This window comes from Paenarthrobacter nitroguajacolicus (assembly GCF_029952445.1).
Classification (GTDB): domain Bacteria; phylum Actinomycetota; class Actinomycetes; order Actinomycetales; family Micrococcaceae; genus Arthrobacter; species Arthrobacter nitroguajacolicus_B.
Genome location: NZ_JAQPPK010000014.1, coordinates 123,997 through 136,558, shown reverse-complemented (window position 1 = coordinate 136,558; position 12,562 = coordinate 123,997). Strand labels below are relative to the sequence as shown.

Here is a 12,562-nt window from a genome sequence, read left to right as displayed (position 1 = left end):
GTGCGGGCCCAGTCGGCCTGGGCGGCAGCAGCGGCGTCGAGTGCGGCGGCGCCGTCCTCAGCGCCGGCGTCGGAGATGCTGAGCAGGATCTTGCCCGTTGCGGGGTCCTCAACATCAAAGGTCTTTCCGGATCCAGCCGGGCGCCACTGACCGTTGATCAGCAGGCCGGTGGGAACGGAAGCCAGCAGTTCGCTTTCGCGTTCAACCGTGACAGTCATGGCGACTCCTTCGTCTTGGGTGCTTTGGAGAATTGCACCACTGGGGTTCGTTGCCGGAAGTGGCTTGAATTACTGCCACGGTACTGCCCCCCGAGAAGCAGTGTCTACGCCTTCACGCACTGCCATGCGGACGCCATTTTGTGCATCTGCACAGCTATGTCAGCGGGCGGCCAGGACCGCCGAGTACAGCTCCCGTTTGCTGACGCGGGCGTCCTCGGCAACGGCCGCCACGGCTTCCTTGAGGCGGATGCCTTGCGCAATGAGCTCATTGACTGCTGCAACGTGGTCCTCGGGCTTGCCGGGCTCCTGTTCAGGCGCACCACCGACTACTACGGCTATCTCGCCGCGGACCTCATTGTTCTCTGCCCATTCCAGGAGTTCGCGCAGCGTGCCGCGGATAACTTCCTCGTAAGTCTTGGTCAGCTCTCGGCAGACAGCAACACGGCGATCCGCTCCGAAGCGCTCGTGCAATGCCCGCAGCATGACCTCAAGCCGGTGCGGGGCCTCGAAGAACACCATGGTGCGGCGTTCATCAGCGAGGTCGGCCAGACGCGAATTCCGTTCCCCCGATTTCCGGGGCAGGAAGCCTTCGAAGCAGAAGCGGTCCGTGGGCAGGCCGGACAGGGCCAGGGCCGTCAGAACGGCGGACGGCCCTGGAACAGCGGTTACCGTCAAACCCGCCGCAACGGCGCCTTCCACCAGCCGGAAACCGGGGTCCGAGACTGCCGGCATGCCGGCGTCGCTGACCATGAGAATGGTCTTTCCGGCACGCACGTGGTCCAGCAGTTCGCCGGTCTTGGCCACCTCGTTGTGTTCGTGATAGCTGATGACCCGCCCGGAAACCTCAACGCCCAGCGCAGTCACCAGCCTGTGCAGGCGGCGGGTGTCCTCAGCGGCCACAATGTCCGAGGTCGCCAGGAGTTCCACCAGTCGGCTGGACGCGTCTCCTACGTTGCCAATGGGGGTGGCCGCCAGGACGATCCTGCCCACCCCGGGTGTTGCAACGGGACCGGGCTCCACGGCGGGAAGTGCCTCGTCATAGTCGCTGAAGGGGGCTTCGTCCGGAGTGTTGCGTTGTTCGTCCACCTGCCAAGCCTAATGCCGCGCTGCCGCCAACACCTCACCTCAACGATGCAGCCAGCATGGAAAGGTAGCATGGGCGGGTGAACCAGTCGCCCGTTCCCGCCGCTTCCGGCACACCCGTGGCGTCTTCCGCCGTCGCCGAAACCGATGAGCCCGCAGTCCAGCGCCCAGCCGGCCACCCGATTAAGGCTGGGATCGCAGACCGCTCCGGCGGCTTCCGTCCGACAGCCAAGGACCCTGTGGGCTACCTGCCCGGACGCGGCCTGGAACGCCACCGCTGGATCGCCCGCCCAACTGAGGCTTTCAGCGCAGAGGCGCTGCGGACCCGCCTGATCGGCGGTTTCCAGAGCTGGCGCGACTACCCGGCGTCGTTGCGGTTGTGGTTCTGGCTCATTCCCACGCTTACTGCGGTTCTGGGTGGCATCCTCCGGTTTTACCGGCTCGATGTCCCGCACAGCCTGGTATTCGACGAAACGTACTATGCCAAGGACGCGTACTCCTATCTGGTCAGCGGCTATGAGCGGAGCTGGCCGTCCAACGCCAACGACTCCTTCAACGCCGGCAATCCCGATGTCCTGCTGAACACCCCCGAGTACGTTGTCCACCCGCCGGTCGGCAAGTGGATGATCGCCTTCGGAATGTGGCTGTTCGGCGGCGACAACCCCTTTGGCTGGCGGTTCGGTGCAGCATTGACAGGGACGCTGACGGTCTTCCTGATCTCGCTCATAGCCATGAAGCTCTTCCGTTCCCACACGTTGGGGGCGGTGGCGGGCCTGTTGCTCGCCATTGACGGACACCACCTGGTGCTCTCGCGGACGGCTTTGCTCGACGTCTTCCTCGCGTTCTGGCTTTTCGCCGCTTTTGGCGCCCTGCTGATGGACCGCGACGACGGTCGCCGTCGTCTGGCTTCCCGGCTCGCCGCGCAAGCGGCTGCTTCGCCCGGCGGACGGCCGCTGGCAAGCCAGTTGGTGGCGGGCCCTTGGCTGGGAATGCGGTGGTGGCGCCTTGTTGCAGGTATCTGCCTGGGACTCGCTGTGGGAACCAAATGGTCGGCGTTGTTCTTCGTGGCTGCCTTCGGCGTGATGACAGTACTTTGGGATCTCAACGCCCGTCGCATAGCCGGGATCCGGAATTGGTTCAGTGCGGGCATTGTCAAAGATGGCCTCCCGGCGTTCTTCACCATCATCCCCGTGGCAGTGGTTACCTACACCGCAAGCTGGACCGGCTGGTTCCTTTCCAAGGATGCCTATTACCGGCAATGGGCTGCCACCAATCCGGCGCCAGGTTGGGATTGGTTGCCGGACTCCATCAGGTCCCTGGCGCACTACCACCTGGAGGCCTACAAGTTCCATCAGGGGCTCAGCGCCGACCATCCGTACGAATCCAGTCCCTGGACCTGGCTGGTCATGGGCCGCCCCACATCCTTCTATTACCAGTCACCAAAGCAAGGAACCTCCGGGTGCCTCGTGGAGACCTGTTCGTCGGCGATCCTGCCGGTGGGTAACCCAGTGGTTTGGTGGGGCGGAACCATCGCGTTGGTCATCCTGCTGTTCTGGTGGGCAGGACGTCGCGACTGGCGGGCTGGCGCCATCCTGGCCGGGGTGGCCGCCGGATACCTGCCGTGGTTCATGTACCCCGAACGCACCATGTTCATCTTCTACGCCGTCTCCTTCGAGCCGTTCCTGGTGCTTGGCCTGACGTACGTGCTGGGCTTGGTGCTGGGCCGCAGCGCCGATCCACCCTGGCGGAGGCGCTCGGGTTTGTACGTGGTGGCCGTAGTCCTGGTACTGGCTGTCCTCGCCACGGCCTTCTTCTATCCGGTGCTCACGGCTGAAGTGATCAGTTACCAGGAATGGCGAATGAGAATGTGGATGCCGTCGTGGATCTAGGAGGCAAGCAGTGAGGGAAGCAAGCACGGAGCTCCTCTTCGAGGCCGATGAGGACAGCAATGTGACCGATCTCCTCCTGGAGCGGTGCGCCAAGGATCCGTTCGGCATTCTGTACGCGCACAACACTGCCAACGGTTGGCTGAACGTGTCAGCCGCACGGTTCCTCGGTGACGTTACAGCCCTCGCCAAGGGACTCATCGCCGGCGGGCTCAACCCCGGGGATCCTGTGGCTGTCTTGTCCCATTCGAGCTTCGAGTGGACCTTGGCGGACTTCGCGATCTGGATGGCAGGCGGCGTCACCGTGCCCATTTACGAGACCTCGTCCGCGAGCCAGATCGAGTGGATCCTGGCCGACTCGGGAGCCCGGCGCATCTTCGTGGAGGATGCTGTGAAGGCCCAACTGGTCCATTCCGTGGTGGACAGGTCGGAGATTCTCGGCGACGATCCCATAGCCATTATCCGGATGGAGCACGAGGGCGAGGCACCGAACCTGACCAGTGTGTCCGCCGTCGGAATCGGGGTCATGGACGCCGAACTCGAGCGGCAGCGCAGTGCGGCAAAGCTGGCCGATATCGCCTCGATCGTCTACACCTCCGGCACCACCGGCAAGCCCAAAGGGTGCGAAATAACCCACGGCAACTTCGTGCTGGTGGCCCGGAACGTTATTCCGTTCCTCCCCGAACTTCTGATGCAGCCGGGCGCCAGGACGCTGATGTTCCTGCCGCTGGCGCACGTCCTGGCCCGCGCCGTGCAGGTTGTTTGCCTCACCGCCGGCATCACCCTGGGCCACAGTGCCGGAGCCAGCGGGCTCATGGCAGATCTGGGATCGTTCAAGCCGACGTTCCTGCTGGCGGTCCCCCGCATCTTCGAAAAGGTCTATGCCGGGGCCAGCCACAAGGCTGCCATGTCGGGAAGGTCAGCCCTGTTCTCGGCGGCTTCGTCAACGGCAGTGGAATATTCGACGGCGGTGGACCTCGCCGCCCGCGGCAAGGGATCGGGTCCGGGTTGGCTGCTGAGAACCAAGCACAGAGCATTCAACAAGCTTCTCTATCCCCGGGTGCGGGAAGTTTTCGGCGGCAACGTGGGCTACACCGTCTCCGGCGCCAGCCCGCTGAGCCTGCGCGACAACCACTTCTTCCACGGCGCCGGGGTTCCTGTCCTGGAAGGCTATGGCCTGACCGAAACCACGGCCCCCTGCACGGTCAACACGCCCAGCATGTCCCGCATCGGAACCGTGGGCATCCCGTTGCCTGGAACCACCATCCGCGTTGCCGAGGACGGTGAGGTGCTGGTCAAGGGCATCGGCGTCTTCAAGGGTTACCACGGCAATGAAGAAGCCACTGAGGCCGCCTTCGTGGACGGCTTCTTCCGTACCGGAGACCTGGGCGAGCTCGACTCCGACGGCTTCCTGACCATCACCGGGCGCAAGAAGGATCTCCTGGTCACAGCCGGTGGCAAGAACGTGGCCCCAGCCCCGCTCGAAGAGAAGTTGCGCGAACACCCCCTGGTGGGTCAGGCAGTGGTCGTCGGAGACGGGCAGCCTTTTATCGCGGCTTTGATCAGCCTGGACCCCGAGGGCCTCGCCGATTGGTGCACGGAAAACAAATACGGCGCCCTGTCCCTCGAGGAAGCTGTCCACGACTCCCGGGTGAACGCCGCCGTGCAGTCTGCCGTGGACGGGGCCAACAAGCTCGTCTCAGCTGCTGAGTCCATCAGGAAATTCGCCTTCATCACAGCGGACCTCAGCGTCGAGTCCGGACACCTGACACCGTCCCTCAAACTCAAGCGGGCGGCCGTGGTGGGAGACTTCGCGTCGAGTGTGGACAAGCTGTACGGGAAGTAACAGCCGTTGCGAGGACGAGCCTGATGCCTGCTTCACCTGAGCGCCTCACCGCCCTGCTGGCGAAAATGAACCATCTGGAGCTGGCCGCGGCTTTCAACGACATCCAACGGGAATTCAAGATTGTTTACACCGATGACAGTGGAGGCTCCAGAACTTTCAGGATGCCGATAGAGCCTGACGACTTATGGGATCGCATCCAAGTGTCCGAGGCGGACCGGAACGCTCTGTGGCCGGACGTTTCTGTTGAGGAAGCTTCGTTGCGGTTGTTTAGCGTCCACCTATTGGAGGCGGTCGTGATGGCCAAGGAAGGTCATGACGTCCTGGTGAAGGTACACGGCGGGGTCCGGGCGGTTCCCGGGGATCGTCCAACCCGAACGTAGCGGACGCGCAGGCCACGCTGCCGGTCATCACTCCTGCCGGCCATGACCTCTGGCAACGTGTGCAGCTAACGGGCCGATTCGGCCGTGGTCCCCCGAACGTCGGCCGATTCCGACTCGTCCTCAGTGTCCTTGGTGGAGGTCTCGGTGTCCCGGTCAGCGCCGCCGGACGCCAACCCCCGACGCCGCTTGGTGGGCCACGTGAAGATGAAGGTCAGAGTCGCCGCGATAAAGACCAAGGCGCCAATCACGATGCCTGCGTCAACCCAGAACTGCCCCGGGAAGAGCCGGATGAGGGTGTCTTCCAAGGAGAACGTCCACGTGCCGTTGGCGAAGAAGATGCGGTGGAACTCGGTGAAGAACTGCTGCCAGCTCAGGGCCGCCAAAACGGCGAGGCCAATGATGATGACCAGCGTGACGATGGAACCGGCGAACAGGCCGCGACGGACCCCGCCGTTACTGCGCTTACGCAGGTAAATGATGCCGATGATGCTGAGGATGATGAGCAGGACCCCCGCACCGAAGGAGGACAGAATCACCGTCTTGACGTCGGCCATGTGCGCCACTTCGCTGTCCTTGAACAACTTGGCACCGTCCTGGTTCACCAGGCCGCCCAGGTATCGGGGACCCGCCCAGTTGCTGAGGTAGTCAACGGCGTAGGAGCCGTAGGTCATGCGGTCATCGGTGTTGAAGCCGTAGCCATCGCCAGGGAAACCGGGCCGGTTGTACTCCACCCACAGGAACAGCGGGCTGGTGACGGCCCTTACTGCCAGCACAAGAAGGATCACTGGATAAAAGACAGCCAACAGCACCTGGAAAATCCGGGGACCCACCGGCTTTGCCTTTGCCGCTTGTTCCCGTTCAGCGTTGCGGCGGGCCACCTCGTCTTCGGGCGGACGGACCTGAAGGGCCGACGTCGGCAACGGTTCAGAATAGTGCGACGGTTGCTTGCCCGAGGACGCATCCGCGAGTGTGTCGGCGAACAGCGGTGGCTCAGTGTCGGCGTCGGCAGCTTCTGCCGCTTTGCGGTCGGCGCGACTCTCAGGCTGACCGGCGGCAGGCGCGGCGGTTGAGCCGTTGGCGGGCGCGGCGGGCGAGGCCTTGGCAGGCGCGGCCGGTGAAGCTCCACTGGACGTCTTCGGCTTCATCCAGTCGAAGGCCGGTTCGTTGGGGTCCTCATGGACGTCCGTGTCCGGTTCTTGTGGTTTCGGGCTCTTGTCGCTCACAGCGGGTTCACTTCCGTAGGCATCCACCGGCGATTGCGTGCTGCCGGCTCTCTTGTCTGCATTCGAGCCTACCGCCCGACTTTGCGACGACACGAGGAACTACCCCGCGTTGGAGCAGATTGAAACGCAACTGTAAGGTCTATGCGGCGATGCTTCGGTAGCCGCCGTCGTTGGCGTCCAGGTCACCGGTCTCCCCCGCACGGGCAGCCCGGCCGCCGACAAGCAGGGTATAGGTCCAGTAACCGGCAAGGACCAACGCCCCTATGGTGATTTTGGCCCAGACCGGGAGCTGGCTGGGCGTCACGAAACCTTCAACGATGCCTGAAACCAGCAGGACCAGCACCAAGCCCAGGGCAATGGTGATCAATGACCGCCCCTCATCCGCCACTGCCTGCATCCGTGTCCTGGGACCGGGCCGCACCATGGCCCAAAAAATCCTGAGTCCGGCGGCACAGGCGATGAACACAGCCGTGAGCTCCATCAAGCCATGGGGCAGGATGTAGCTGAAGAAGATGTCTGTCTTGCCTGTTGCCAGGAAGACGCCACCGGCGATTCCGACGGCTTGGGCGTTCATGAAAAGAATGTAGGGCACCCAGAATCCGGTGACTCCAAACGCAACGGCCTGGGCCGAAATCCACGCGTTGTTGGTCCACACCGCGCCGGCGAAGGACGCGGCCGGATTCTCGGAGTAATAATCGATGAAGTCCTCTTCGACGTACTGGCGGACCCTCTCGTCGCTGCCGAAGGCCGCCCTGAGGGCATCCGGCGAGGTGCCGATCCAGAAAGCGTAGGCTGCCGCCACCACCGAGAAGGCCAGCCCGCACCACACGGTCAGCCATCGGATCCGGTAAAAGGCTGCAGGCAACGAAATGACGAAGAACCGCGCCAGGTCTTCCATGAAGTTCGAGCGCGCCCCTGTGAACCTGGTACGTGCTTGTGCCAAGGCCGCGGACAACGAGGACGACAATCCGGTTTCAGGAGCCACCGAACGGATCAAAGACAGGTGACCGGAGACTGTTTGATAGAGGCGCAGCAGTTCGTCCGCCTCGTCTCCAGTCAGCCGGCGCTTGTGCGCCAGGAAATGAAGCCGCGACCATTTGTCCCCATGTACGGCCGAGAAGGCATCGATGTCCACGGCACCACCCTAATGCCTGGCGTCCGCGTCCATGCTCCGGCCGGCATCGTTTTGGCCCGCCGCGCCGCTAGACTCGTGGTGCGGGCGCCGCCGGGCGCCGGGATGTTCGCAGAAGCATGGGGGCTGGCTTGAGTTCAATCATCACAGGCGAGGCAGTAGTCCTTGAGCTGCGCCCGGCGTCTTTTGCAGCCCGGGGACTGGGCCTCATTATTGACGTCATCTCCCAGGTGGTCCTCGCAATACTCCTCATCATCCTTGTCCTGATGGCTTCCTCGGAGCTTGACGAGTCAGCTATCCGCGCCTTGGTCCTGTGCAGCCTCGTCTTGTCGCTGGTGGTTGTTCCCGTCACGGTGGAAACCCTCACCCGCGGCCGGTCGTTGGGGAAACTCGCCACAGGCCTTCGGATCGTTCGTGACGACGGCGGCTCCATCCGCTTCCGGCACGCCCTCATCCGCGGACTCCTCGGTTTCCTGGAGATCTACCTGACCTTCGGCGGCCTGGCCATCGGGGTGGCGCTGTTCAACGAGAAATCCAAACGGCTCGGCGACATCGTTGCGGGCACGTATTCACTCCGCCAGCGCGTCCCCTCGAAACCCCGCATCATGCCAAATGCACCCCACTACCTGCAGGGATGGGTGTCGATGGCGGACATCGGCCGGGTACCGGATGCCACCGCGCGCCGGGCGGGAACGTTTGTCCAGCAGGCGTACCTCATGGCGCCGCCCTCCCGGCTCGCCATGGCGACGTCCCTGGCCACGGAACTCGCCCGCTACGTTGCACCGCCCCCACCTCCGGGCACCATCCCCGAGGACTACATCGGCGCAGTCCTCGGGGAACGACGCAACCGGGAACTGGCGCGCCTGCGCCAGGCCGAGCAGAGGAATGCCACGGTTGGCGCCCGGTTGCAGAAGCTGCCGTTTACCCGCGAGCCCTAGTTTCGCGTCCTCCAGTGGTCCGGCCTTGAGAGCTGTGGCGGCAGTAGCGTCTGTTCGTCGCCATCGGCAGCGTTGACCTGAGGCTGGGTCAGATAGAGGCACGTGGAGAGATCCGCGCCGTCCAGCTTTGCTCCCCGAAGATCTGCCCCCAGCAAATCCACTGCCGCCAGATCGCTGCCTGCCAGGTTGGCTCCTATCATCCACGAACCCCGAAGATCCGCTCCGCAGAGACTCCGGTTCGCCAGATCGGCGCCCATCAGGTCCGCACCTGGCTGGAGGCCGCCGTCGGGCGTTGGCCGGTCTTCCGCACCGTAGGAGGCACGGACTTCTTCACTGACCTCCATCAGGAGGTTCCGCACCTGGCCATGAAGGGTTTCGACGTCGGCACCCAGGACCGTTTCTGCGTCACCTTGGGCAGTGGTCGCAAGGTGTTCTGCCAGGCGCGCAGCAGCCGACGCGAGCTCGGGGTCGAACGTGCGCTGGCTCGCTTCGTCCAGGTACCAGAGCATCTCATGGAGCTGCTTGACCCGTTTGAAAACAGCAAACATGGCGGACGCGGATTCAGGGTGTTCGCGCCAACTGGTCCCTCCAAACGTGTGCTGGGAAACAAGCTGGCCGGCGCCGAAGCAATCAAAGACCGTGCAACCCCGGAATCCGCGGGGACGTAATCGTTGGTGGATGGTGCAGGAGAAGTCGTTGGCCAGGTTTGGGCACGCCGAAGCAGCAGGCTTATCTATGGCAAAGTCTGCTGAGCGGGTGAATCCCAAGGCCGTGCAGCACAGCGCAAAGCAGTTGCCGCAGTCGGGACGAAGCGTTGGTTGGTTGGTCATGTAGTGCTCCAAATGATGAAGAGGGTCCGGTGGAAGGAGCCGGGGAACCCGTCAGCGGGTTCCCCTACGGGACACCCGGAATCACCAATGAGGGCAGCACAAAACTGGAGGCCAATACATGGTTGGCACAGTAAGTCTGGGTCAAAGCGCGCAGGAAATAATCACTGCATCGATCTTAACAGGTGGACTACAGCTGGGCGTAGCTGGCCCAGGGAATATTCCAGTCTCCGAAACCTTCCAGGGGTTCCACGGCCGGCGCTCCAGTATTCAGGATCTGCACGACATCGCCGGTCTTCATGTTGTTGAAGAACCAGGCAGCGTCGTCCGGCAGCAAGCCGACACAACCGTGCGAAACGTTCACGCGCCCAATGGCTCCCCATGCCGACTCCAGCGCCTGGTGGACGTAGACACCGGACCACGTCAGGCGGTTGGCATAATCAACCACCATCGGCGCGTAGTAGCCCTTGTCGCCCGGCTTGAGGCCGATGCTGCCGGCGTTGAAGTTGGACTTGCGTTCCTGCTCGAGGATGACCGCATAGCCGGTGGGCGAAAGCCAGTCTTCACCACCGAGGGACACCGGCGCCGTGTGCAGCAATTGACCGTCGGAGTAGACGTTCATGGTCTTGGTGGTGTCATCCACCACCGCTATCCGCTGAGGACCGGTGGTGAAAGTGGACACGACGTCCCCGTTACCGATCATGTTGTTGCCGAAATCCACGCCCAGCAGTTTCATGTCCACGGTAACGGTGGTCCCGGAAGCCCAGAAAGCCTCAGGCCGGATCCGTACCTTCTTATCCGAGTACCAGTGCCACGCCACGGGTTGGCCGGACGAGACAGTGATGGCCACCCGCTTCTCCATGGCCGCTTTGTCCACCACCGGTTCACTGAAGTTGATCTCGATGGGTTGGCCGGAACCTGCCGTGGTGCCGTTGCGGGGATAGATGGACGCGTCAGCCTCATAGGCCGCTGAAACCGTGGTGAAGGTCTGTGTCTTCTTGGTTTCCTTCCCGGCGGAATCCACCACCGTGAAGGAATAGTTGTATTTCGTCTTGAACTTCAGGACTTCCTGGGTGCTCCACGTAGAGCCGTCGGGGCTGGTTTTTCCCACAACCGGCGTCCCGCCGTCGACGGGTGTCAAAACCACGTCCTTGATCTTGCCATTGACAGCCTTGACCTGCGGGCCGACCACCGGGTTCCACTCCACCACCCCATCCAACGGGGTTACGCCGAGCTCCACTGGCTTGGCCTCGACGGTGGGACTTGGAGAAGGCGCCGATGCGGTGTCCTGCGAAGAACCGGGCAGCAACCCGGGCACTGTGGCCACGCCAATTCCGCCAGCGGCTATGGCGGCACAGATCCCTATGATGGCAAGGACCTTGCCTGTTTTCCGTTTGGCGACTTCCGTCATGGTTCCCGTCTTCCTGTCCCCCGGCAAGCAATACTGAAGACCTAATTCTAGTCGAAAGGCCGGCCACGCTGATCGCGTGCCGGCCTTTCTCCATCGATTGTTGCTTTTGGCGAGCCCTTAGTAGCGGTAGTGCTCCGGCTTGTACGGGCCGGCAACATCCAGGTCCAGATAGTCGGCCTGGTCCTTGCTCAGTTCCGTCAATTCCACGCCCAGTGCGTCCAGGTGCAGCCGGGCCACTTTCTCGTCCAGGATCTTCGGGAGCACGTAGACCTGCTTCTGGTACTCGCGCTCACCGGCGGGCTGGTCCTTCTTGGTCCACAGCTCGATCTGCGCGATGGTCTGGTTGGCGAACGAGTTGCTCATCACAAACGACGGGTGTCCTGTGGCGTTGCCCAGGTTCAGCAGCCGGCCTTCGGACAGGACGATGATCGAGCGCTCGGCGTCCGTACCGGCGTCGAACACCCACTCGTGGACTTGCGGCTTGATCTCGACCTTCTTGACGCCGGGAATCCTGGCGAGCCCGGCGATGTCGATCTCGTTGTCGAAGTGGCCAATGTTGCCCACGATCGCCTTGTTCTTCATGCCCAGCATGTGCTCGGACATGATGACGTCCTTGTTGCCGGTGGTGGTGATGAAGATGTCGCCCTGTGCCAGCACCGTCTCCAACCTGGCCACTTGATAGCCGTCCATTGCAGCCTGCAGCGCACAAATGGGGTCGATCTCGGTAACGATGACCCGCGAACCCTGGCCCCGCAGCGCTTCCGCGGCGCCCTTGCCGACGTCGCCATAACCGCATACGACGGCGACCTTGCCGCCCATGAGGACGTCCGTGGCCCTGTTGATGCCGTCCGGAAGCGAGTGGCGGATGCCGTACTTGTTGTCGAACTTGCTCTTGGTGACGGAGTCGTTGACGTTGATGGCGGGGAACAGCAGCTTGCCCTGCTCTGCGAGCTGGTACAGGCGGTGGACGCCGGTGGTGGTTTCCTCGGTGACGCCCTCGATGCGGGCGGCCAGGCGGGTCCACTTCTGCGGATCCTCGGCCAGCGTGCGGCGGAGCAGGTCCAGGATGAGGACGTATTCCTCGGGATCTTCCTCAGTGGCCGCAGGAACGGCGCCTGCAGCCTCGAATTCGACGCCCTTGTGCAGCAGCAGGGTGGCGTCGCCGCCGTCGTCGAGAATCATGTTGGGACCCAGCTCCGGGTTGGTGTCCGCGCCAGGCCAGCTAAGGATCTGCTCGGCAGTCCACCAGTATTCCTCAAGGGTTTCGCCCTTCCAGGCGAACACGGGGACACCCTGCGGGTCTTCCTGGGTTCCCTTGCCAACCACGACGGCGGCAGCGGCTTCGTCCTGGGTGGAGAAGATGTTGCAGGAGGCCCACCGAACCTCGGCGCCCAGCGCCGTGAGGGTCTCGATCAGCACTGCGGTCTGCACTGTCATGTGCAGCGATCCAGCGATCCGGGCACCCTTGAGCGGCTGGGAAGCACCAAACTCGGCGCGAAGCGACATGAGGCCGGGCATCTCGTGCTCGGCGAGCCGGATCTGGTGCCGGCCCGCCTCGGCGAGGGAAATATCAGCCACTTTGTAGTCGAAAGTCATGGAAATCCTTAGGGGTACCGTG

General features: G+C 63.2%; 11 protein-coding genes. 4 read left to right on the top strand and 7 right to left on the bottom strand.

Annotated features, from left to right (window positions below):
• Both PJL15_RS12385 and rsmI read right to left on the bottom strand, forming a co-directional pair.
• Positions 1–218: aldehyde dehydrogenase family protein (locus tag PJL15_RS12385; protein WP_281451440.1), on the bottom strand; the 218-nt coding region annotated here is incomplete at its 3' end.
• Positions 219–377: 159 nt separating this feature from the next.
• Positions 378–1,304: a 16S rRNA (cytidine(1402)-2'-O)-methyltransferase gene (gene rsmI, locus PJL15_RS12380; RefSeq protein ID WP_432443817.1), complete on the bottom strand. Its 927-nt coding sequence runs from the start codon at positions 1,302–1,304 to the stop codon at positions 378–380.
• A gap of 77 nt (positions 1,305–1,381) precedes the next feature.
• On the opposite strand from rsmI, the gene PJL15_RS12375 reads away from it, so the two are divergent.
• Genes PJL15_RS12375 through PJL15_RS12365 form a run of 3 tightly spaced genes read left to right on the top strand, consistent with a single transcriptional unit; the run spans position 1,382 to position 5,413 of the window.
• Positions 1,382–3,190: a dolichyl-phosphate-mannose--protein mannosyltransferase gene (locus PJL15_RS12375; protein WP_281451439.1), complete on the top strand. Its 1,809-nt coding sequence runs from the start codon at positions 1,382–1,384 to the stop codon at positions 3,188–3,190.
• A 10-nt stretch (positions 3,191–3,200) separates the two neighbouring features.
• On the top strand, positions 3,201–5,033 hold the full coding sequence (locus PJL15_RS12370; RefSeq protein WP_281451438.1) for an AMP-dependent synthetase/ligase: 1,833 nt from the start codon (positions 3,201–3,203) through the stop codon (positions 5,031–5,033).
• Positions 5,034–5,056: 23 nt separating this feature from the next.
• Complete coding sequence (locus PJL15_RS12365) at positions 5,057–5,413, top strand: hypothetical protein (protein ID WP_281451437.1); 357 nt, start codon at positions 5,057–5,059, stop codon at positions 5,411–5,413.
• 65 nt (positions 5,414–5,478) lie between these two features.
• Here the strand turns inward: PJL15_RS12365 and PJL15_RS12360 are convergent, their stop codons facing one another.
• Together PJL15_RS12360 and PJL15_RS12355 are read right to left on the bottom strand one after the other, a co-directional pair.
• The gene (locus PJL15_RS12360) at positions 5,479–6,636 is read right to left on the bottom strand and encodes a TIGR01906 family membrane protein (protein WP_281451436.1); all 1,158 of its coding nucleotides are present in this window, start codon (positions 6,634–6,636) and stop codon (positions 5,479–5,481) included.
• A 139-nt stretch (positions 6,637–6,775) separates the two neighbouring features.
• Positions 6,776–7,771, bottom strand: a complete 996-nt coding sequence (locus PJL15_RS12355; protein WP_281451435.1) for a stage II sporulation protein M — start codon at positions 7,769–7,771, stop codon at positions 6,776–6,778.
• A 128-nt stretch (positions 7,772–7,899) separates the two neighbouring features.
• Between PJL15_RS12355 and PJL15_RS12350 the strand changes: the two genes are divergently transcribed.
• A complete protein-coding gene (locus tag PJL15_RS12350) occupies positions 7,900–8,706 on the top strand; it encodes an RDD family protein (protein ID WP_281451434.1) in 807 nt (268 codons plus the stop codon).
• On the opposite strand, the gene PJL15_RS12345 is transcribed toward PJL15_RS12350, so the two are convergent.
• The 3 genes from PJL15_RS12345 to ahcY form a co-directional block, all read right to left on the bottom strand.
• Positions 8,703–9,536: a pentapeptide repeat-containing protein gene (locus PJL15_RS12345; RefSeq protein WP_281451433.1), complete on the bottom strand. Its 834-nt coding sequence runs from the start codon at positions 9,534–9,536 to the stop codon at positions 8,703–8,705. The genes PJL15_RS12350 and PJL15_RS12345 overlap by 4 nt on opposite strands.
• Before the next feature lie 187 nt (positions 9,537–9,723).
• The gene (locus PJL15_RS12340; RefSeq protein ID WP_281451432.1) at positions 9,724–10,944 is read right to left on the bottom strand and encodes a L,D-transpeptidase; all 1,221 of its coding nucleotides are present in this window, start codon (positions 10,942–10,944) and stop codon (positions 9,724–9,726) included.
• 117 nt (positions 10,945–11,061) lie between these two features.
• Positions 11,062–12,540 carry an adenosylhomocysteinase gene (ahcY, locus tag PJL15_RS12335; RefSeq protein ID WP_281451431.1) on the bottom strand — a complete coding sequence of 493 codons (1,479 nt, stop codon included), beginning with the start codon at positions 12,538–12,540 and terminating at the stop codon, positions 11,062–11,064.
• Between the last annotated feature and the right edge of the window lie 22 nt (positions 12,541–12,562).

Coding starts and splice junctions, on each gene's coding strand:
- PJL15_RS12365 (WP_281451437.1), top strand. CDS start 5,057: ATGCCTGCTTCACCTGAGCGCCTCACCGCCCTGCTGGCGAAAATGAAC.
- PJL15_RS12340 (WP_281451432.1), bottom strand. CDS start 10,944: ATGACGGAAGTCGCCAAACGGAAAACAGGCAAGGTCCTTGCCATCATA.
- ahcY (WP_281451431.1), bottom strand. CDS start 12,540: ATGACTTTCGACTACAAAGTGGCTGATATTTCCCTCGCCGAGGCGGGC.
- PJL15_RS12345 (WP_281451433.1), bottom strand. CDS start 9,536: ATGACCAACCAACCAACGCTTCGTCCCGACTGCGGCAACTGCTTTGCG.